General features: G+C 41.6%; 19 protein-coding genes and 2 pseudogenes. 6 read left to right on the top strand and 15 right to left on the bottom strand.

Annotation, left to right across the window (positions count from 1 at the left end):
• Positions 1 to 78 precede the first annotated feature (78 nt).
• Together ACMX2I_RS12665 and ACMX2I_RS12670 are read right to left on the bottom strand one after the other, a co-directional pair.
• The gene (locus ACMX2I_RS12665; protein WP_087991457.1) at positions 79 to 756 is read right to left on the bottom strand and encodes an MBL fold metallo-hydrolase; all 678 of its coding nucleotides are present in this window, start codon (positions 754 to 756) and stop codon (positions 79 to 81) included.
• A gap of 180 nt (positions 757 to 936) precedes the next feature.
• Positions 937 to 1554 carry a TetR/AcrR family transcriptional regulator gene (locus ACMX2I_RS12670; RefSeq protein WP_289347306.1) on the bottom strand — a complete coding sequence of 206 codons (618 nt, stop codon included), beginning with the start codon at positions 1552 to 1554 and terminating at the stop codon, positions 937 to 939.
• A gap of 120 nt (positions 1555 to 1674) precedes the next feature.
• On the opposite strand from ACMX2I_RS12670, the gene ACMX2I_RS12675 reads away from it, so the two are divergent.
• The 3 genes from ACMX2I_RS12675 to ACMX2I_RS12685 all read left to right on the top strand — a co-directional run bounded on the left by ACMX2I_RS12675 (position 1675) and on the right by ACMX2I_RS12685 (position 3666).
• The gene (locus ACMX2I_RS12675) at positions 1675 to 2232 is read left to right on the top strand and encodes a hypothetical protein (RefSeq protein ID WP_414957128.1); all 558 of its coding nucleotides are present in this window, start codon (positions 1675 to 1677) and stop codon (positions 2230 to 2232) included.
• A 1054-nt stretch (positions 2233 to 3286) separates the two neighbouring features.
• Positions 3287 to 3466, top strand: coding sequence for a hypothetical protein (locus tag ACMX2I_RS12680; protein WP_414957129.1), 180 nt, complete (start codon positions 3287 to 3289; stop codon positions 3464 to 3466).
• Positions 3451 to 3666, top strand: coding sequence for a hypothetical protein (locus ACMX2I_RS12685; protein WP_414957130.1), 216 nt, complete (start codon positions 3451 to 3453; stop codon positions 3664 to 3666). Before ACMX2I_RS12680 ends, ACMX2I_RS12685 begins: the two co-directional genes overlap by 16 nt.
• A 209-nt stretch (positions 3667 to 3875) precedes the next feature.
• On the opposite strand, the pseudogene ACMX2I_RS12690 reads toward ACMX2I_RS12685, so the two are convergent.
• Positions 3876 to 4010 (bottom strand): annotated as a pseudogene (locus ACMX2I_RS12690) (hypothetical protein); the annotation flags it as partial.
• A gap of 279 nt (positions 4011 to 4289) precedes the next feature.
• On the opposite strand from ACMX2I_RS12690, the pseudogene ACMX2I_RS12695 reads away from it, so the two are divergent.
• From ACMX2I_RS12695 to ACMX2I_RS12705, 3 genes and pseudogenes are all read left to right on the top strand, one after another.
• Positions 4290 to 4531: pseudogene (locus tag ACMX2I_RS12695) on the top strand (LCI family antimicrobial peptide).
• 230 nt (positions 4532 to 4761) lie between these two features.
• On the top strand, positions 4762 to 5118 hold the full coding sequence (locus tag ACMX2I_RS12700; RefSeq protein ID WP_333560405.1) for an Ig-like domain-containing protein: 357 nt from the start codon (positions 4762 to 4764) through the stop codon (positions 5116 to 5118).
• 315 nt (positions 5119 to 5433) lie between these two features.
• Positions 5434 to 5661, top strand: coding sequence for a tyrosine-type recombinase/integrase (locus ACMX2I_RS12705; protein ID WP_414957131.1), 228 nt, complete (start codon positions 5434 to 5436; stop codon positions 5659 to 5661).
• Positions 5662 to 5792: 131 nt separating this feature from the next.
• On the opposite strand, the gene mutL is transcribed toward ACMX2I_RS12705, so the two are convergent.
• The 12 genes from mutL to recA form a co-directional block, all read right to left on the bottom strand.
• Positions 5793 to 7679, bottom strand: coding sequence for a DNA mismatch repair endonuclease MutL (gene mutL / locus ACMX2I_RS12710; protein WP_414957132.1), 1887 nt, complete (start codon positions 7677 to 7679; stop codon positions 5793 to 5795).
• 15 nt (positions 7680 to 7694) lie between these two features.
• A complete protein-coding gene (gene mutS / locus ACMX2I_RS12715; RefSeq protein ID WP_414957133.1) occupies positions 7695 to 10271 on the bottom strand; it encodes a DNA mismatch repair protein MutS in 2577 nt (858 codons plus the stop codon).
• Positions 10272 to 10402: 131 nt separating this feature from the next.
• Positions 10403 to 10948, bottom strand: a complete 546-nt coding sequence (cotE, locus tag ACMX2I_RS12720; protein ID WP_087991664.1) for an outer spore coat protein CotE — start codon at positions 10946 to 10948, stop codon at positions 10403 to 10405.
• A 256-nt stretch (positions 10949 to 11204) separates the two neighbouring features.
• Positions 11205 to 11636, bottom strand: coding sequence for a regulatory iron-sulfur-containing complex subunit RicA (gene ricA / locus ACMX2I_RS12725; RefSeq protein WP_148961783.1), 432 nt, complete (start codon positions 11634 to 11636; stop codon positions 11205 to 11207).
• Position 11637: 1 nt separating this feature from the next.
• Positions 11638 to 13167: a tRNA (N6-isopentenyl adenosine(37)-C2)-methylthiotransferase MiaB gene (miaB, locus tag ACMX2I_RS12730; RefSeq protein ID WP_414957134.1), complete on the bottom strand. Its 1530-nt coding sequence runs from the start codon at positions 13165 to 13167 to the stop codon at positions 11638 to 11640.
• A 144-nt stretch (positions 13168 to 13311) separates the two neighbouring features.
• Entirely contained in the window at positions 13312 to 14490 is a 1179-nt protein-coding gene (locus ACMX2I_RS12735; protein ID WP_414957135.1) for a glycine C-acetyltransferase, read from the bottom strand.
• A gap of 13 nt (positions 14491 to 14503) precedes the next feature.
• Positions 14504 to 15547 (bottom strand): L-threonine 3-dehydrogenase, encoded by a 1044-nt coding sequence (tdh, locus tag ACMX2I_RS12740; protein WP_414957136.1) that lies wholly within the window; start codon positions 15545 to 15547, stop codon positions 14504 to 14506.
• Between the two features lie 265 nt (positions 15548 to 15812).
• Positions 15813 to 16073: a stage V sporulation protein SpoVS gene (gene spoVS / locus ACMX2I_RS12745; protein WP_003154135.1), complete on the bottom strand. Its 261-nt coding sequence runs from the start codon at positions 16071 to 16073 to the stop codon at positions 15813 to 15815.
• A gap of 199 nt (positions 16074 to 16272) precedes the next feature.
• Entirely contained in the window at positions 16273 to 17067 is a 795-nt protein-coding gene (ymdB, locus tag ACMX2I_RS12750) for a 2',3'-cyclic-nucleotide 2'-phosphodiesterase (protein WP_148961786.1), read from the bottom strand.
• Between the two features lie 72 nt (positions 17068 to 17139).
• The gene (rny, locus tag ACMX2I_RS12755; protein WP_003221010.1) at positions 17140 to 18702 is read right to left on the bottom strand and encodes a ribonuclease Y; all 1563 of its coding nucleotides are present in this window, start codon (positions 18700 to 18702) and stop codon (positions 17140 to 17142) included.
• Between the two features lie 276 nt (positions 18703 to 18978).
• On the bottom strand, positions 18979 to 20154 hold the full coding sequence (locus ACMX2I_RS12760) for a serine hydrolase domain-containing protein (RefSeq protein ID WP_414957137.1): 1176 nt from the start codon (positions 20152 to 20154) through the stop codon (positions 18979 to 18981).
• Between the two features lie 169 nt (positions 20155 to 20323).
• Entirely contained in the window at positions 20324 to 21367 is a 1044-nt protein-coding gene (gene recA / locus ACMX2I_RS12765; RefSeq protein WP_087991658.1) for a recombinase RecA, read from the bottom strand.
• Positions 21368 to 21489 lie beyond the last annotated feature (122 nt).

Genomic DNA, 21489 nt, shown 5'->3' on the forward strand with positions numbered 1-21489 from the left:
ATCCTTCTATATAATCATTTTAAACATTACTGATCATTTAGATATTCGAAGGAAAACAGGACAATAGATTCAAAAGACTTATTTAAAATCAAAAATACCTTTTTGGTTTTTACGGGTGCGAAATTTCACAAAATGTTCTTTATTATCAATTTGAAAGTAAATATTATACTGGTAAAGATCCTCTATCGTATGGCCGGGCGTTTTGCCAAATGAGTGGCCAGGAAACACTCGTACATAGGTCGAAACCTCCGACTTAATCCTTTGAATGCTTCTGAACATCTCTTCCGCAGAACTGCCATCACCCTCGCATATGCCGCATCCTTCTGTAAAAACCGTATCTCCGGTAAAAATACTCTCGGAAAACAAATAACACATTCCTCCGGCTGTGTGCCCCGGAGTGAGAAGGCATTGCACTCTCATGTTTCCTATGCTGATCGTCTGTTGATCATGCAAGCCAATTAAATTGCTGCACCGGAATTGATAATAATCAATTTCTTTTTTTGACATATAAACTTGAGCGTTAAACATCTTCGTCAGCGGCTCGACCAGGTTTACATGATCATAATGAGAATGTGTCAATATGATTGCTGTTAATTCAGTCTCAAGCTCGGAAAGTTTAGTTGTTATTTTACTCAGTTCCCATGAGGGGTCAACAACAATTGCAGATCTGCTTACAATATCTTCAATGATATAGCAATAATTCGTCCAGCCTTGATATCTTGTTTTAATCGGATGTACTTTATAAGTAAGATTCATTTACATCATTCCCTATCAAGTAAAGTTCTTAAATGAAAGATCGGTAAACTGTTCAGCCCGAGTCCGTCTTTCATTCCACTTTACCAAACGGCATGCTTATTTTCCATTTTTTTCAGAGATTCTTGTTCTTTCCGCATATAAAAAAGCTATTCTTTTGAAAATAGCTTTTTCGCACGCGTCTTAGGGATTTCTTTCTTCTGTCTCATAAGTTTCTTCCACGCAAATTGATTCGATATGCTGCATAATGACACGTTCGATCCGGTCTTTATTTACTCGCACATGGTCAAGCATCGCATGTAAAGCCAAGCCGTCAATCAGCGCGTAAAGTCTCTCAGCTTCAATGTCTTTATCAGCATCCTGCTTCAGTAAATCGAATTCAGCTAAATAGGCAATCACATTCCGCATTCCCCTGTAAATCCCGTCATGATTCGCATCAAACCTATCCTTTTTATGTCTGGCGTAAACCGTAAAAGCAAACCACACCTCCATCTCTCTAATCGTTTCTTCATTCGTTGGGACAATTTCAAGCAAAATATGTAACACTTTTTCCTTAGGGGGCACATCCTTCATTGCAATGTGCTCAATACGGGCCATCACCTTTTCTTGAACAAGTTTCATTGCGAAAACAAGCAGTTCATCCTGTGTAGAGAAATAATGGCGAAGTGCACCTAATGACAATCCTGCTTCCTTTGCAATGTTTCTGGCTGAGGCTCCCTCCATCCCCCGTTCTAAAATGACCCGCCACGTCGCTTCTGCAATTTGTTTTCTTCTTTTCTCATGGTCAATTTGTTTTGGCATAGCTTTATTGTAACAAGAAAAAAAGAAGAGAGCAATTTTTATAATACAGTTGTATTATAAAAATAAAGATGATAACATATGATTTAAATAATACAACTGTATTGAAAAGAGGGGAATGAATTGAACGTTATCGCATGGATGATTGTCTTCTGTGAAATTGCGTTTTGGGTTGTGATTGTTTTAGGGCTTGCTGTACGTTACCTATTCAAACAACATAGATTAGGACTGCTATTCTTTGCTTTAACCCCAATTATTGATTTGATTTTATTAGCGGCAACTGCTGTAGACCTTTACAGAGGAGCCTCAGCGACTGCAGCCCATGGGATTGCGGCTGTTTATATCGGTATATCGATCGCTTTTGGAAAACAAATGATTCAATGGGCGGATGAAAGATTTCAATATTATGTGGCAAAACAAGGATCCAAGCCGCTGAAACGCTATGGAATGAATCACGCCAAACACTATGCTAAAGGCTGGATAAGACACGTGCTGGCATATCTTATTGGGGCGGGATTACTAGCGGGGATGATCTATTTCATCAATGATACTGCCCGAACCGAGGCATTAAGCGGCATACTTAAAATATGGACAGTCGTCATAGGCATTGATTTTCTCTTTACCGCCAGCTATTTTATCTGGCCGAAAAAAGAGAAAGCTTCGGCGAATCTCAGGAGTTAACTTGATGAAAAAGAAGGTCCTTTCCGCTGGAAAAGGGCTTTTTTAGTTTATGTAAAAATATGTTATACTGTTTTCCGACTGATCTATCTGTGGATCCTTGAATGTTTGTTGTTTTCATTAAGAGCAGATTAGGAGATTCATATTCTGGCCTAATTTCAAGGGTAACCGTTTGTATGAGTAAGCAGGTGAAAGGATAATTTAAGCGTTTTTTGCTTTTATATCATTCTTATCATCTAATTTGGCAGATAGTCCATAAGAAAATGTAAAATGATGAGTGGAATAATAGAATCGATGATAGATGATAGAATTCCATAACTCCTTATATTTTGACATTACCAGTTATAAAAGCGGACAAAAACAAGTATTTTCCTTTCATCATTCAAAAACTTCCTGTTCACACGAACAAGAAGCAAAACACAATGAGTTAATTTAAATTCTGCATTCTAAAATTATTTTTACATTCGGATCCTCAAGTTCATCCAAAACGATAATCATATTTGGACCACATGCCATGTTTCCACCCCCCTTACCCAAAAATATACTTTAATTTAAATTATTTGTAAATAAACTTGTTGTACTGAAGGCTATGTCTAAGTATTAGGCTTTAACACTGTTCACACGTTTATAACAGTTTCTTATAATTTATTACCCCAAATCAGTACAAAAAAGCCGTTTGAACATCTTTTCCATCTCATAAGTGGTGTTATTTTAGATTTTAAAATAAACACACAACCCTAAAAACCTTGATATTTCAATGTTTTCTAAGACTAAACATTTACGATAATGGTAGTGAATTAACATGATTTTTTATAAAAACATGGGTTATCTGATCTTGCCCATTTCGTCATTAAAAAGCCTGCTTATTATTTTGTTCAGGTTATTATATGACCTTTAAAAAGTTACTTTTGTTATCTTTTTAGTTTATAAAAGAAAATTTAAAGTGCTTATCAGCAAAATTATGGTATTGTTGTTTCGTTCATGTAATTTACACGGGGTGTTCACTACTAAGTACCTTTTTTCGTTAGTACATCAATATTAAATAGGAGTTTATAAAATGGTTAAAAAAATCTTACTTTCTTTTATCGCTTTAGCTATTATTGTTGCTGGAGTTTCTTTACTTGTGCATTTTAACAGCAGAAAAGCAGCCGAAGATCAAATTGATCATTATATTTCTGATTACGGTATTCCTCAAAAGAGATTGAGTCTGAAGAATACCCTATGTTTCATTCTTTAAGTGCACCTAAAGGTTTTACTAAAACAATTTATGTAAAAAATGAAAATAATAAAGACAACTATTACATTTTTCATTATGATCCTTCCAACAAAAAAATAACTTTTTCGGGTGTTGTAGACGGAAATGAAGTATCAATGAATGATAAATTAATAAAAAAATTAAAGTACCAACCATCTGATAAAGTTTTGAACCAAAAATAAAGGCCCTATCTTTAGTACTATCCCCTCTAAGTAGAATTTTTTAAAAGCCCTCTTTGCAGAAGTGGCTGTTACACTATACTTGGAGGGGATTTTTTATGGCGAGAAAAGGGCAGCACTTTCAGCACTATACGAAAGAATTTAAGATGGAAGCCGTGCACTTGTATGAAGAGAAGTTTTTGGAGAAATGCAAAGAAGCTTCGGTAGGGCTATCCTCGTTTAAAAATTTCATGTCTGATCGCTCCATTTTCAGAAGCAGTTGTAAAGTCAACAGGAGAGAGAACTGCTATCAATATAATTATCATTGCTGTTAAAAGGGAAAGTATAATTTTAGTTTTCTTTTTCATTTTTTATCCGACACGTTTTTATGCCTTTGAAACTCATGTTAATTCACCACTTGTATTTTATTCCATATTTCAGTGGTGTAAATAATTAATGAAAAGTCTCCTTTTCCATCATGCTATTTCCTCCTCAGCGCCCATGTTGCACCCTCATTTCGGGCAACAGACATTCGGGCTGATATCTATATTCAAATTAAGTTCACAAAATATTAACAAAAATAACCTTGGTATTTTTTATTAATATCGGTAATGCAGTTGCACTAAAAACCAAAGGGAGTGTTTAAAATGGAATTGAAAAAAGTGTTAACTGGTTCCGCATTGTCCCTTGCTTTACTCGTTTCCGCAGCTCCTGCTTTTCTGCAAGTCCTACTGTAGATGGCACAAGTCATAAAACTGCAACTTCTCAGGCTGTATTAAAAACTATATACATCAATGCTAATACAGGTGGAGAACTTCTAAATGTAACAGTATTTGGCGGTATTAAATACTATTTGAAAGACGCCAAGCAGAACAGTGATGGCAAATAGAGTGGCGAATACCAAGGTTGGTTATAAATTTATTTCAGAGATATGTGATTTTTCTCTTATCTCTTTTTTTGGACAAACTCACTACATTTCCAATATAATCCAATTAAGTTTAGAAGTTTTCAAATCATAATTATTCGTTCACAAACAATTAACATTTATTTACAAGGTAAATAATCACTTTTGTTGAAATCTTATTTTGCAACACAAAATTTAAAAAGGAGTGTTTAAAAATGAATTTTAAGAAAACTGTTGTTTCTGCTTTATCGGTTTCTGCTTTAGCTTTGTCAGTTGGTGGCGTAGCATCTGCTAAAGAAGTAAATAGCTCTCCAACACAAATTCAAGAAGCCAAGCATGTTTCTGTCTCTGATAAAATTTCTATTCAAAACTATTCTATTACCCTCTATTTAGGGGGAGATCCACATCAAATTAGAGAACCGCTAGCCACAAGTTTTGCAAGTGATAATTCGTATGTTGCATCTGTAAGTTCTAGAGGGATAATTTATGCTAACCATAGGGGCAATGCTAAGATTACTCTCTTTAAAAGTGATGGTTCTGTATTAGGTGCAGTTTACGTTACTGTTGAGTAAACAATTATGAGGGGGACTCCCCTCTCTCTTTTTTCAAAAAAGTCCCCCTATTCCTTCGAATAACTCTATGCTTTTCATGCTGTCTCCCCTATCCCCGGTAGAACTGCAATTATTGGTTTTTGTTATAATTGCGTCATTCCCTATCATTCTTAGATCATCGGCTTGAGAAACAATTATAGGCACTTCCTCCACATTATCTTTTAAATGTTCCGACGTCTCATACTAAAACTAAGGCAAGCGTCAGAACAATTGCTATTGATAACACTTTAGTTAACGAATTAACAAAACATAAAGACTGGCAAGAAAAAAATAAAAATGTACGGGGAAAGATATAATGACTTCCCTTTCTTTATTACAACCCCAAAAAGGAAAGATTTTTGGCCTTATGCCATTAATAAAGTAATAGACGCGGTTCTAGAAAAAACCGATTTACACCATAGTACTCCGCATGGTCTAAGGCATACTCAAGCAATCATGCTGTTAGAAAGTAATACAGATCTTAAATATGTAAGTGAACGCCTTGGTCATACTCAGTCAATATGACTGCAGATGTTTATATTCATATCACCAAAAAACACAATAAAAAAGCATTGATCCATTCAAAGAATGTCTCAATGCTTAAAAAATGCATGGGCAAAATATGCAAAGGGTATATTCTCCTTCGCCAACCCCCGCTACATCACGCGTTTGAACATCTTTTCCATTTCATAAGTGGAATGGTGAATGATGATCGGACGGCCGTGCGGGCATGTAAATGGGTCTGATGTGCTTCGGAGGTCGTCCAGAAGCACTTTGATTTCGTCATTTCTGAGGTGGCGGTTTGCTTTGATGGAGCCCTTGCAGCTCATCATAATCGCCGCTTCCTCGCGCAGTTTTTTAATATCAATCTGTTTGGAATCAAGCACCTGCTGAATGATTTCTTCTATCAGCTCGGCTTCTTCACCTTTTGGAAACCAGGCCGGGTGACAGCGGACGATGTAGCTGTTTGAGCCGAATGACTCTAAAAAGACACCTACGCTTTCGAGCTCTTGTTTGTGCTGTTCAATAATCAGCGCCTCGTTCGTGGCATAGTGGAACGTCAACGGCACGATCATATCCTGCACCTCAGGCTCAACCTCCCCCACCTTATCACGGAAATATTCGTACTTAATACGCTCTTGGGCGGCGTGCTGGTCGATAATATACAGGCCGTTCTCGTTTTGTGCCAATATATAAGTCCCATGCATCTGGCCGATCGGGTACATAATCGGAACCCGCTCAGACGCTCGCTGCGGCTTCTCTTCATGATGATGTTCCTGCTCAAATGCTTCAGGCTGCCCTTCTGAAACATTAGGCGCCTCAATGCTTTGTTCCTGTTCAACGATAGGAGGATCATCAAATTGAACAGAAGGCAATTCTTCCTCCGCATCAACCGGGTCTTTCACGACTGAACTGAGCTTCATTGGTGAATAAGACGGCGCAGGCGCTTTTTCCGGAACTTTTCTTTCCGCAGGCTTTTCATCAAAGGTGATGAACTGCTGCTCATTTTTGATAACAGGTGCCGATTTTTTCGGGAGCTGGGCACTCGGAATCAGCTGCTCCTGTTTAAATACGTCTTTAATTCCGTCACGAATTAAGTCATGAAGCTCTGTTTCCTTGCTGAGACGAACCTCAAGCTTCGATGGATGCACGTTGACATCGACTAAAATCGGGTCCATCGTAATTTCTATAAAGGTAATTGGATGACGCCCGATTGGCAGAAGCGTATGATATCCTTCATGCACCGCTTTGACGAGCGGGAAATTTTTAATATAACGGCCATTGATGACAGACGACATATAGTTTCTCGACGCCCGTGTAATCTCTGGGAGGGCGATATATCCCTTGACTTCAAAATCCAATGAGCTCACGTGCAGCGGAAGCATTTTTTTGGCGACAGCCGTACCGTAAATCGCTGCCAGGACATGGCGCACATCTCCGTTTCCGTTCGTTTGAAGCAGGTTTTTCCCATGATGGCGCAGGCGGATCGATACCTCTGGGTGTGCAAGCGCTATACGGTTGACCACATCTGTAATGTTCCCAAGCTCTGTATGAACAGTTTTCATATATTTCAAGCGGGCCGGTGTGTTAAAAAACAGATTGGATACGACAATTTCAGTTCCCTTCCTGCTTGAGGAACGCGATTCGGAAATCATATTTCCTCCTTGAAGTACGAGCTTCGTCCCTGCTCCTTCACCGGTGCTTGTCGTCATCTCCAGATGAGAGACTGACGCGATACTCGGCAGTGCTTCTCCCCTAAAACCAAGCGTTCTAACCCTGAATAAATCATTTTCATCTTTTATTTTGCTCGTTGCATGGCGGCTGAAAGCACGCTTGCAATCTTCATTTTCCATTCCTTCGCCGTTATCCAATACCCGAATGGATGCAAGACCTGCTTCCTCAATATCGATTTCAATGACTGTGCTGTCAGCGTCGATCGCATTTTCCACCAATTCTTTGACGACTGAGGCGGGCCTCTCCACAACCTCGCCCGCCGCTATTTTATTTGAAAGCTCATCTGACAGCTGGATGACTTTAGCCACATTCATCACCCCGTTTTAATGTAATTTCTTTTGCAACTTGTACATTTCATTCATCGCTTCAAGAGGTGTCATATCCAGTATATTAAGTGATTTGAAGGAATCGAGCACTTGCTTTTCTTTTTTTGAAAGCTTCGGTGCTTCAGCCGGCTTTTTCGCTTCGTCAAAAAAGGACAACTGTGCCGGCTCTTCTTTCACCACAGATTTCTGCATCGGCACTTCCGGTTTGTTCCCTGAATGCTCAAGATCCTTTAAAATATCTTGAGCTCGCGCAATGAGATCTTCCGGCAGCTCGGCAAGCTGGGCTACATGGATACCGTAGCTTTTGTCGGCTGCTCCTTCTTTTATTTGATGAAGAAAGACAACCGTTCCGTTATATTCTTCAGCGCGAACATGAACGTTTTTCAGCTGCGGCAGCTTGTCCTCAAGAACGGTCAGCTCGTGATAGTGTGTACTGAATAGCGTCTTGGCGCCGATATGATCGTGAACATATTCGATAATCGCTTGTGCCAGCGCCATCCCGTCATAAGTGGACGTTCCCCGCCCGATTTCGTCAAACAGAATAAGGCTGTTTTTCGTCGCATTGACAATCGCATTTTTAGCTTCTAGCATTTCCACCATAAAAGTACTTTGTCCGGAAATCAAATCATCTGCAGCGCCGATTCGCGTGAAAATCTGATCAAAAATCGGAAGCACCGCTTTCTTCGCGGGGACAAAGCAGCCGATTTGCGCCATGATGGAAATGAGCGCGATTTGTCTCATATACGTGCTCTTCCCTGACATGTTTGGACCGGTAATGAGAAGCATTTGTCTGTTATCGCCCATCATACAATTGTTCGGGACATATTCCTGGCTGTCCATGACTTTTTCCACAACCGGGTGTCTGCCTTCTACCACTTCGACTTCATCTTCAGAGAATTCCGGTTTCGTATAGTGACGATTTTCACTGATTGTCGCAAAGCATTGCAGTGCGTCAAGCTCGCTCATCTGCTTGGCAAGCTGCTGCAGCCGCGGAATATACAGTTTCACTTTTTCACGCAGCTCGGTGAACAGCTCGTACTCCAGCTCACAGATGTTATTTTCCGCTTCTAAAATGAGCGCTTCTTTTTCTTTTAATTCAGGTGTAATGTAGCGTTCTGCATTCGTTAACGTCTGCTTCCGCTCATAGCGCCCTTCCTCAAGCAAGTGCAAATTCGCTCTTGTCACTTCAATGTAATAACCGAAAACTTTATTGAAGCCGACCTTTAAAGAGCGAATGCCCGTGTATTCCCGCTCCTGCTGTTCCAGGCGGGCAATCCAGTCTTTCCCGTTTCTGCTTGCATCACGGTATTCATCAAGCTTTTGATTGTATCCGTCTTTAATCAGGTTCCCTTCTTTTAACGATAAAGGAGGGTTTGCGTACAGCGCTTCTTCCAGCAATTCAAGTACATCCCCGCAAGGATCAATCCGCTCCGCGCGTTTCTTGGCTTTGTCATGAGCCAGTGAAGCAACCAGCTGTTTGATGCCAGGCACTTGCTTTAACGATTCCTTCAGCTGAATTAAATCCCGGGCATTGACATTTCCGAAGGCGACGCGGCCTGCAAGGCGCTCTAAGTCATATACTTCTTTTAAACGTTCACGCAGGTCTTCCCGTTCGAAGAAATGGGACATCAATGTTTCCACTATTTCCTGGCGCTCTTCAATTTGATTGACTCTGATAAGCGGCCGGTCAATCCACTGTTTCAGCAGCCTGCCTCCCATTGCCGTTTTTGTTTCATCCAGCAGCCACAAAAGAGAGCCTTTTTTATTTTTTGAACGGATCGTTTCAGTCAGCTCCAGATTGCGCTTTGAATACAAATCAATTTTCATTGCTTCCTCTAACTCATACACCTGTACGGACTGAAGATGATCGAGACTGCGCTTTTGGGTTCTTTTCAGATACGTGTATAAACGCAAAAATGTTTTTGTGACATCTTCATTATTTAAGTGCTCAATGATCGTTACGTGTTCGTCTGTTTCTCCATCTTCAATTGAGATCGTTGCACCGCACCGCTCTTTCAGCTGTGCGACTGTATCGGCATCCATGCTTCCTGAAACGACGATTTCCCGTGCGCCGACTGAATAAATTTCTGATATGACATCTTCGATCCGCTCAATCAAGACAGCCAAATTTTCTCCCGTTGTTAAATCAGACAGTGCCAACCCGTATCCGTTCGAGCAGTCAGAAACAGATGCGATAAAGTTGTTTTCTGATTCATGGATGCCTTTGCCGTCCATTACAGTTCCGGGCGTAATCAGCTGTACCACTTCTCTTCTTACAACACCCTTTGCGGCTTTCGGGTCTTCCGTCTGTTCACAGATAGCCACTTTGTACCCTTTTTTAATCAGCTGCTCGATATACGCAGAAGCGGAATGATACGGCACACCGCACATCGGTATTTTTTCAGCCGCACCGCCGTCTCTGCTCGTTAATGTAATTTCCAGCTCTTGTGACGCTTTTTTGGCGTCCTCAAAAAACATTTCATAAAAATCACCAAGGCGAAAAAATAAAAAGGCATCCTGATGCTCTGCCTTTATTTTTAAATATTGCTGTATCATAGGCGTATAACCGGCCATCGTTTAATCCCTCACTATGTATCAACGTTTCTATTTTCCAGACTTCATTATAACATAAACAAAAAGTGATAAAAGAATGATATATCAATATAAAAAAGAGACTTGGGGTACCGTCTCCCCTAGTCTCTTTTTTATTCTTCAGGATCTCCCACTAAAAATTCAGGATTGATGTCTTCGAGCTCTTCATCAAGCTCATCTTCCCAATCTTCTTCGTCATCTTCTTCCCAGTCAGGATTAACCTCAATAACAACCTTTGTTTCCCCTACCACTTCCGCTAAGAATTCCCTTTCTGCCTGCACAACAATTTTATTTCCATTCGGTGAAATGGTCACTTCAAGGCAATTTGGCTGCTGAAGGACTTTGGCAATCACTTCATGCTCATCATCTAAGTAATTGTTGTCTCTGTATCTGAGTTTAATGACATCTACGTATTTTACCCGTTCTGTGACAACCTCTGTTTTTGTGTTGTCCGCGTAAGAGTACCATACGTTTATATCATAATACCCTTCAATTTCTACTGTTTTCCCGATTTTTTCAGCGTCATACTTGTGGTTAATGATCCAACCGCCCAAAATGCTGCTCGGTTTTTTCTCAGGGGAGATGGTATTGGTGCATTGGGTGAATTTTCTGCCTTTCGCTACTACCGCCTTCGTAATAATTTCCCTGTATTCAGACATTCCGGCATGCCTCCTTGTTCTTCTTCGTGTTATCTTATGCTGGGCATTTGTCTAGTGTGCATTTTTATAAATAAAATATAAAAATACAAAGTTTCTGTTCCATTGTATGCAGGCGTGCCTAGAAACTTTACTTTTAAGTGCGATAAAGTTCATCGCGGCTGAGCACAGAAAAACAAATTGAACATTTGGTACATAGATTATTTAGTTCATTTTTTCGCTTGAATATAAAAAACACGGGCCTGTAAAGGCACCGTGTTTAGAAAGAACAGCTGTTATTTGAATGTTTCACCTTCGAACCGGTTTCCCCTTTCAGCAGGTTGCCTCCGGTTGACGTGATGATTTCATTTGTGACTTGATTGGAAATAGTGTGTGCAACGAGCTGCAGAAGGTCATTTACCTCCGTCTGCGAGTCCCTGAATTCCTGGATGACAGGGATCTGTTCAAGCTCTTCTTGCAGCGCGTCAATTTTTGCTTCTGCTTGTTTGAGCGCTTCATGCTTTTCATAATGCTTCAGATTGACAGCCTGTTTTTGCAGGGCTTTAATCTGATTAACGATTGCAGACACTTTGTCATTCTCATTAATTTGCGCTTCAGCCCGTTTGAAAAAATCAACCTCTTCAGTTTCAGAGATCATTTTTGCAAGGTTTCGTGCCTGTTGCACGATGTCTTTTTTTGAGTAGAGCGTCATCTTATTTCACCTCGATTGCTTCTCCTACCATTTCTCCGTCAAGCGACCATGTTTTCGCTTGCTGGATTTTGACGCGGACAATTTTGCCGATGGCTTCCTTCGGCCCTTTGAAATTGACAAGCTTGCTTTTTTCAGTGTAGCCGGCAAGAATATCAGGGTTATTTTTGCTTTCACCCTCAACTAATACTTCGACAACCTTGCCTTCATATTCCTTCATTTTTTTAGCAGAAATTTCATTCACCAGTGCGTTCAGGCGCTGAAGACGTTCTTTTTTCACGCGCATCGGTACATTGTCTTTCATTTTAGCAGCCGGAGTGCCCTCACGCGGAGAGTAAATAAACGTATAGGCGCTGTCAAATTCCACTTCGCGGTATAGAGAAAGCGTTTCTTCAAACTGTTCGTCCGTTTCGTTCGGGAATCCGACGATAATGTCCGTTGTTAAAGAAGCGTTTGGCATTGCCTCTTTGATTTTTCTAACGAGCTCCATGTATCGCTCTCTGTCATATTTTCGGGCCATCAGCTTCAGAACCTCTGAGCTTCCTGATTGAACCGGAAGATGAATGTGGTCGAGCAGGTTGCCGCCTTTTGCCAACACGTCAATGAGACGGTCGTCAAAGTCACGCGGATGACTCGTTGTAAAACGGATTCTCGGGATATCGATTTTTCTCAATTCGTCCATCAAATCACCGAGGCCGTACATGATATCTTCAAAGTCTTTTCCGTACGCGTTTACGTTTTGGCCTAATAATGTAATTTCTTTGTAGCCTTCGCTTGCGAGCCTTCTCACTTCCTGAACAATCTCTTCAGGGCGGCGGCTTCTTTCTTTTCCGCGTGTGTAAGGCACAATGCAATACGTACAGAATTTGTCACAGCCGTACATGATATTGACCCAGCCCTTAATTTTTCCGTTCCGGACTTTCGGAAGGTTTTCAATAACGTCCCCTTCCTTGGACCAAACTTCTACGACCATTTCTTTTGAAAGGTATGCTTCTGACAAAAGCTCCGGCAGGCGATGGATGTTATGCGTTCCGAAAATCATATCGACAAACGGATGTTTTTTTAATATCCGGTTCACGACTGATTCCTCTTGAGACATACAGCCGCAGACACCTAAAATAAGGTCAGGATTGTTCTTTTTCAGCGCTTTTAAGTGCCCCAGTTCACCAAACACCTTGTTCTCGGCATTTTCACGGATGGCGCATGTGTTTAACAAAATGACATTGGCATCGTCAACAGAGTTTGTCGCTTCGTAACCGAGCGCCATAAAGATCCCTGCCATAACCTCTGTATCATGTTCATTCATTTGGCAGCCGTACGTACGGATATAGAACTTTCTTCCGTCTCCTAATCCTTTAAATTGTTCAGAAATTTTAAAGTCATTATGATAGGTAACGGCTTCCTTGCCTCGTTTTTTCGCATCTTTTAAGGAAGGCGGAATATAAACAGCTTCAAAGTACTTGCTGTAATCCTTCTCGGATTTTTTGTCCGATGGATGAACTTGTCCGCTCTCTAATTTTTGTTTTTCATTCATGTCATGATTTCTCCTTTCAAACCAAACTTCCACCCTTCAGTATAAAGGTTATTGAAGCTCTGCACAACTGGCAACCTATCATTGTACACTTATTGAGAATAATAATCAATAAGGAATCAAAAGAGGAAGAGTATACTCTTCCCCTTACAATAGCTGGAGCTCCTTAGCCGTCTTTTCGATGACGTCAAGCGCCTGATCCAGTTCTTCTTTGGTGTGCTCAGCGGTAATCATTGTGCGAATTCTGGCTTTCCCCTTTGCAACAGTCGGGAAAACGATGCTTTGGGCAAAAACGCCGCGAGAAAGGAGCTGATCAGAAAATTGCTTTGCCACACCTTCATCACCTATTAAAATAGGCAGAATCGGCGTTTCACTCTGTGTGAGAGTCAGACCCATCTTTACAAGCATAGATTTAAAATAGGCCGTATTCTCCCATAAGCGCTCCATATGCTCCGGCTCTTCCAGCAAGACATCAATCGCTTCCATACAGGCTGCAGTGACAGCCGGCGGATGGGACGTGCTGAATAAAAACGGACGGCCTTTATGGCGCAAATAATCGATCAGCACCTTTGAACCGGCAGTGTAGCCGCCGAGCACTCCGATTGCCTTGCTTAGCGTTCCGACTTGAATATGGACTCTGCCATCCAGACCGAAGTGATTCACCGTTCCCCTGCCGTTTTCGCCAAGCACTCCTGATGCATGGGCGTCATCCACCATCACAAATGCGTCATATTTCTCAGCTAGCTCTACAATATCAGGCAAAGGGGCTATATTGCCGTCCATAGAAAATACACCGTCAGTCACAATCAGACGCATCCGATAATTCATTGACTTTCTCAGCACCCTCTCTAAGTCACTCATATCAACGTGCTGATACACCTTTTTATCCGCCTTTGTCAGTCTGATACCGTCAATAATAGAGGCATGGTTTAATTCATCTGAGATAACAATATCATCTTTTGAAAGAATACTTGAAAGTACGCCTTGGTTTGTTGTAAAGCCTGATTGGAATACAAGTGCCTCCTCCGTTTTTTTAAAGGCTGCCAGCTTTTTCTCGAGCTCTTGATGCATTGTAAATGTACCGGCAATCGTTCTTACTGATCCGGTGCCGGCTCCAAATTGCTGGACGGCCTCCTGTGCGGCTTTGATGAGTCTTGGGTGTGAAGTAAATCCGAGGTAATTATTGGAAGAAAGTTGAATAACATTTTTATGATTTACTGTGACAGAAGGGCCCTGCATTGATTCAAGCTGTTTTATCTCTTGCCACGTATGATTTTCTTTCATTCTATCAAGCTCTGCTTTTAAAAACTCAAATTCCTTCGTCATGTTTATCCCCCTTTTATGGAATTAAAATCACTTTTCCGCACTGGCCGCTTCTCATCAGTTCGAATCCTTTCTCAAACTCCTCTAACGGAAACTGATGGGTAATAACAGGTGAAAGATCGAGTACATTTGATTTGAGCAATTGAGACACCTGCCGCCAAGTCGAAAACATTTTTCTTCCGGTGATTCCTTGGATTGTTAGTCCTTTAAATACCACTTTATTCGTCAAATCAATTGTAACTGGGTGTTCCGGCAAGCTGAGAATATGAAATCTTCCTCCATTTGCGGCCATCGCCAGACCCTGCGCTATAGCTGCGGGATGGCCGGACATCTCACAAACGAGATCCGCTCCTTCCCCACTTGTTAAAGCGCTTACAATTTTGAGCGGGTCTTCTTTTTCAATAGAAACAGTACATGCAGCTCCCATTTGTTTGGCAAGCTTCAACCGATACTCATTTTTATCAATCGCTATTACTTGAGAAGCACCTGCTGCTTTTGCAACCGCAACAGCCATAAGGCCAATCGGTCCACATCCAATGACTGCAGTTGTTCCTCCTGCTGGCTGGCTCTCAAGCACTGTATGAACCGCATTTCCTAAAGGCTCTTGAATGGAAGCAATCGCCGGATCCATATCGGCGGGGTTTTTCCAAACGTTATCAGCAGGAACTTTTACATATTCCGCAAAACAGCCTGCCGTGTCCACCCCGATAATAGCAGTATTGGTACAAACATGAGATTTTCCGGTTACGCAAGGGACACATTCTCCGCAGACAATGTGCGTTTCCGCAGACACATACTCCCCCACTTTTATACTGCCGGCATTCTCTCCTACAGCTTCAACAATACCGCTGAACTCATGGCCGAAAACATAGGGTGTTTTGATTCTCTGACGTGCCCATTGATCCCAATTATAAATGTGCACATCCGTGCCGCATATTGAAGCAGCTTTCACTTTTATGAGGACTTCATGTTTATCGATCTCAGGAATGGGAACTTCAGTCAGCACAGCACCGAACATCCCGCCCTTTTTCATTAGAGCTTTCATCTTTCCACTCTGCATGTACAATCCTCCTTGAAAAATTCTTGTTACATTTGGATTGTACCATGATATGGAATAAGCGTAAACATCACTGTCTTCTTGAGAAAGACAAAAGTATCCGTCTTGAAAAATGGGCGGAATTTTTTTCTGAAACGTTCTAGGTCATTGCTGACTTTTGTATATCACTCATTTATATGACGAAAATACTATTGGAAGAAAACATCACAATAAATGAAAAACAACCTGTTTGCATCATGCAAACAGGTTGAGAATGCTTTATTTGTTTTTAGCGAGGCTCCACGATTAATTTAATTGCCGTTCTTTCTTCCCCGTCGATCTGAATATCGGTAAAAGCCGGAATACAAATCAAATCAACGCCGCTAGGCGCCACAAATCCCCTGGCAATCGCGACAGCTTTTACAGCCTGGTTTAATGCACCCGCTCCAATCGCTTGAATCTCGGCGGCTCCTCGCTCTCTTAACACACCCGCAAGCGCACCTGCCACTGAATTTGGACTCGATTTTGCTGAAACTTTTAAGATTTCCATTTCTGCTCCCCCTTAGTTTTACAATGGATAAGTGAGTGTTCATTAGAACAATCATTATTAGATGTTGCTATCCCAAAAGCCATCCCCACAATGCTTTTCAAAAATAGCGGGCTACCTTCCATTTTTACTATATTCACTAAGGAGTTGCTATATTCCTGCTTTTCTTTTTAATATTTTTATAAAATAACCATATGTTCAATTATTCAAAGAACATGTGATCATCATTGATCAAGATCCGGTCAATTTTGACAGCCTTTTTCGTTTGGTCGTCGATGTCAATGACAACTCCGCTCAGCGTTGTTTTTCCTTCAGCGACAGTAAAACGGACTGGAAGGTTCGTTTTGAATCGCTTAATAATCGTCTCTCTGTCCATCCCCAGTATACCGTCATATGGGCCAGTCATTCCTACATCAGTAATATATGCCGTACCCTTTGGAAAAATGCGGTTATCCGCTGTTTGCACATGTGTATGAGTTCCGACGACAGCTGATGCCCGGCCGTCTGTATACCAGCCAAGTGCGAGCTTTTCACTTGTCGCTTCGGCATGGAAGTCGATAAAAATGTACGGTGTTCTTTTCGCAGCTTCGGCAATCAACTCATCCGCTTTTAAAAACGGATCATCAAGCGGCGGTAAAAACGTGCGTCCTTGTAAATTAATGACGGCAAGCTCTTTGCCGTTTGCTTTCACATATGTGATCCCTTTTCCCGGTGTTCCTTCTGGAAAGTTTGCAGGGCGAACCAAATTCGGAACGTCATCTATAAAATCGAAAATTTCTTTTTTATCCCATGTGTGGTTCCCCATAGTGATTGCATCGGCGCCAGCCTGGATTAAGCTGTGATAATTTTTTTCCGTCAGGCCTTTTCCATGTGCGGCATTTTCACCATTAATAATAGTAAAGTGAGGCTTATATTTTGATTTCAGCTTTGGTACATATTCTTTGACCATGTCACGGCCCGGTGAACCGACAACATCTCCGATAAATAAAATTCTCATTTTGTAAAAATCCTTCCTATTCTTCAAATTCTTTGGCCATCAAAAAAATAAAGTGATGCTTAGCGCATCACTTTATTTTGCATACTCAACGGCTCGGGTTTCTCTGATTACTGTCACTTTAATATGACCTGGATAATCGAGCTCGTCCTCAATTCGCTTACGGATATCTCGCGCCAGTCGATGAGCTTCAAGATCATTAATTGAATCCGGCTTCACCATAATACGCACTTCGCGTCCAGCCTGAATAGCAAATGATTTTTCAACACCTTCGTAGGACTCAGAAATTTCTTCGAGCTTTTCAAGTCTTCGAATATAATTCTCGAGCGTCTCACTTCTTGCGCCTGGTCTTGCAGCGGAAAGCGCATCTGCTGCCGCTACCAGCACAGCGATAATGGAAGTCGGCTCTTCATCCCCGTGGTGTGATGCAATACTGTTAATCACGACTGGGTGCTCTTTATATTTAGTCGCAAGCTCAACTCCGATTTCAACGTGGCTTCCTTCTACTTCATGGTCAATTGCTTTTCCGATGTCGTGAAGTAGGCCTGCACGTTTAGCAAGCTTTGCGTCTTCTCCAAGCTCCGATGCCATTAGACCGGCCAAGAATGCGACTTCCATGGAATGCTTAAGCACATTTTGACCATAGCTTGTACGGAACTTTAAGCGGCCGAGAATCTTGATGAGATCTGGGTGGAGGCCATGAACACCAACCTCAAATGTCGTTTGCTCACCCATCTCACGAATATAGTCATCGACCTCGCGGCGAGATTTTTCTACCATTTCTTCAATCCGTGCCGGATGAATACGGCCATCCTGAACGAGTTTATCAAGAGCAATCCTTGCTGTCTCACGTCTGATCGGATCAAATCCGGAAAGAATGACAGCTTCAGGTGTATCATCAATAATCAGGTCAATTCCTGTCAGCGTTTCAAGCGTACGAATGTTACGCCCTTCCCGTCCGATGATACGTCCTTTCATCTCATCATTTGGAAGATTAACAACTGATACCGTTGTTTCAGCAACGTGGTCCGCTGCGCAGCGCTGTAAGGCGAGTGAAAGAATGTTTTTCGCTTTCTTATCCGCCTCTTCTTTCGCGCGGTTTTCAGTTTCTTTTGTCATGATGGCGATGTCATGTGAAAGCTCGTTTTCAACCCGTTCAAGGATGATTTGTTTTGCCTCATCACGAGTCAGACTCGAAATTCGTTCCAACTCTGACTGCTGCATACGAATCATCTCATCCACTTTGCTTTCCATCTCTTCAATATGTTGTTGTCGTTCATTCAGAGAATGATCTTTCTTCTCCAACATCGCTTCCCGTTTATCAATTCCCTCATGTTTGCGATCAAGGTTTTCCTCCTTTTGGAGTAAACGGTTTTCTTGTTTTTGAAGCTCATTTCGTCTTTCACGAACTTCCTGTTCAGCATCTATTCGAAGTTTGTGGATTTCATCCTTTGCTTCAAGCAGAGCTTCTTTTTTCAGTGCTTCAGCATCACGCTTTGCATCTTCAAGAATTTGCTCGGCTGCACCGCGTGCGCCCGCAATTTTCGCTTCGGCAATGGTTTTACGAACAAAGTAGCCAACAACTAAACCGAGTAGAATCAGCAAAATGGAGATGAGAACCATCATAATTGGGGTCATACTTTCACCTCCTCTTGCTATGAACTTGGTTGTTGCTTAAATAAGTGTCGGCATGTACATTGTCTAGTTTTCTCAACATACAGAACCTTCACAGGGAATGAGTATTTTCATCGCCCTTGTCAAGTTTAAATGGTTTAACAATCATGTTAAAAAAACAAATGTTACAACTTCATTGTAAATGTGTCGGAAATACTTGTCAAGCTTGCCATCTTAACGTTTACAGACCAGTTGCCTTTTTGGTGCTGCGTGCAATCCTTCCCCAAAAAAGATCATGAATCATTCTTGATTCAGAAGCTGGTATATTTTATTGTTCACTTGGCCCAGTTTAGCGTTATTTTGAATGTTCGACAACAAAATAACAATGGTTTGCCCAGATTTGCTAAAACTGTTCAAGATGTTGAAGCCCGGCATGACACCATGGTTTGAATAGCTCCCGGGAGCAATATAAAATCCCATACCGTATGTGGAGCTGCTCCCCGGCGTAAACATCTTTTCATAGCTTTTTTGCGAATACAGTTTGCCGTCTATCAGCGCTTGGTCAAATTTGTACATATCTCCAGCGCTCATATAGATATCACCGGCTCCATACAGCTGGGATAAATCGGGTATATACGGTGTAATTGATCTTCTGGCCTTCAGCTTATAACCGACAGCCGGATAAGGTTCTTTATGATATGTTTTGTAAAAGCCCGCATGCGTCATCCCCGCTGGTTTAAAAATATGATTCGTTATGTATTGTTCATAGGACTCACCGCTTGCTTCAGCAACAATATAAGCGAGAACGGAATAGTTGGAATCCTGATAGTCCCATACGCCCGGCTGACGTTTGATTCCCTGACGTTCTATGTCTTTTATTAAATCGTCCGGAGTGATTGCCCCGTTACCCTCAATATGTCCGTTTATTCCCGATGTATGTGTGAGCAGATTCTTCAAAGTAATCGTTTGTCCGTTAGGGAATTGAGGTAAATACGTGCTTACCGGATCACTTGTCTGAAGTTTCCCCTTTTCCTCAAGCTGCAAAATAGCGGTTGCAATCAGCGCTTTTTGTGACGAACCGACATAAAAAGATGTCAAAGGATTATTGTGAATGTGATGTTTACGGTCTGCATAACCAAAACCTTTATGAGTTACGATTTCTCCATTTCTGACAATCATGGCTGTTCCGCTGAAACCGATCTCATTTAAATAATTGCTGATTTTTTGATTACGGTCCACTGTTTTGATTTGTTCCTCTGTTTTTTTGGCGGTTTTCTTTTTAGCCTCTTTTTTCTGACCGGTATCTGAAACTGCTGCAGTTTCTTGAGATGGCTCGTTCTCTTCACTATCTCGATGAAGCGCATTCCAAATCGAAAAGCAAATCACCGCCGCTAAAAAACCAAGCAAAAGTTTGCCTCTTTTATTTAGTTTTTTCCGTCTGCGTTTCGCAGTTCTTCTGCTGGTTGGGCTTGTCATTTATTTTTTCCTCCCAAAAATAAATAAATCCATTTTGCACACGTTTTGTTAGACGAATGAGGCACTGAAAAAGTTGTCAAAAAAAGCAATATTTTTATCATTTTTTGCAAAAATAAAAAGGCTGAGTTTTTCACCCAGCCTTTAGTATCATTTCAAACTGATTTTATTTTTATTCTTTAAATTCTAATTCTTCTTGTGCCTCTTCAGCTTGCTGCACTGCTCCGTGATTATCCAAGCCGTAATGTTCGCGAATTTGCTCCTGGATCATTAGCATGATATCTTTATTTTCTTTCAAGAATTGTTTTGCATTTTCACGGCCTTGTCCAAGACGCTCTTCTTCATAAGAGTACCATGAACCGCTTTTTTGCACGATATCAAGTTCAGTTCCAAGATCAATGATTTCACCTTCTTTTGAAATGCCTTCTCCGTACATAATATCAACTTCGGCTGTACGGAACGGCGGTGCCACCTTGTTTTTCACGACTTTGATTTTCGTTTTGTTCCCCATTACGTCGTTGCCTTGTTTCAGCTGTTCAGCACGGCGCACTTCTAGACGTACGGAAGAGTAGAATTTCAGCGCACGGCCGCCAGGAGTTGTTTCCGGGTTCCCGAACATAACACCGACTTTTTCACGAATTTGGTTAATGAAAATCGCGATTGTCTTCGATTTGTTAATGGCTCCTGAAAGCTTACGAAGCGCTTGAGACATTAAGCGTGCTTGTAAACCAACATGCGAATCTCCCATGTCGCCTTCAATTTCCGCTTTCGGAACGAGAGCCGCCACAGAGTCGACAACAACAATGTCAACTGCACCGCTTCGAACCAACGCTTCCGCAATTTCAAGCGCCTGCTCGCCTGTGTCAGGCTGAGACAGTAAAAGCTCTTCGATGTTGACACCGAGCTTTTGCGCGTATACCGGGTCTAACGCATGCTCTGCATCGATAAACGCGGCTTGTCCGCCCTGCTGCTGAACCTCAGCAATCGCATGAAGCGCCACAGTTGTTTTACCCGAGCTTTCAGGACCGTATACTTCAATAATCCGTCCGCGCGGATATCCGCCAATTCCTAGTGCCGTATCAAGAGTGAGGGAGCCGCTTGGGACAGTAGAAATTCTTGTATCTGTCTTTTCTCCCAGTTTCATAATGGAACCTTTGCCGAACTGTTTTTCTATTTGTTTAAGAGCCATATCTAAGGCTGCCTGACGATCACTCATTCTATTTTTTCCTCCTTTATGTTACCACTACATATACTATACCCTGTTTGAAGGGATTTGCCAAGAAAAAAGCGAACGCATATTCGGATTTTTTCTTGGCGTGATTTCTATCAAAATACCAT

Origin of the sequence: Bacillus sp. SW14, assembly GCF_047608225.1 — a bacterium.
Classification (GTDB): domain Bacteria; phylum Bacillota; class Bacilli; order Bacillales; family Bacillaceae; genus Bacillus; species Bacillus subtilis_G.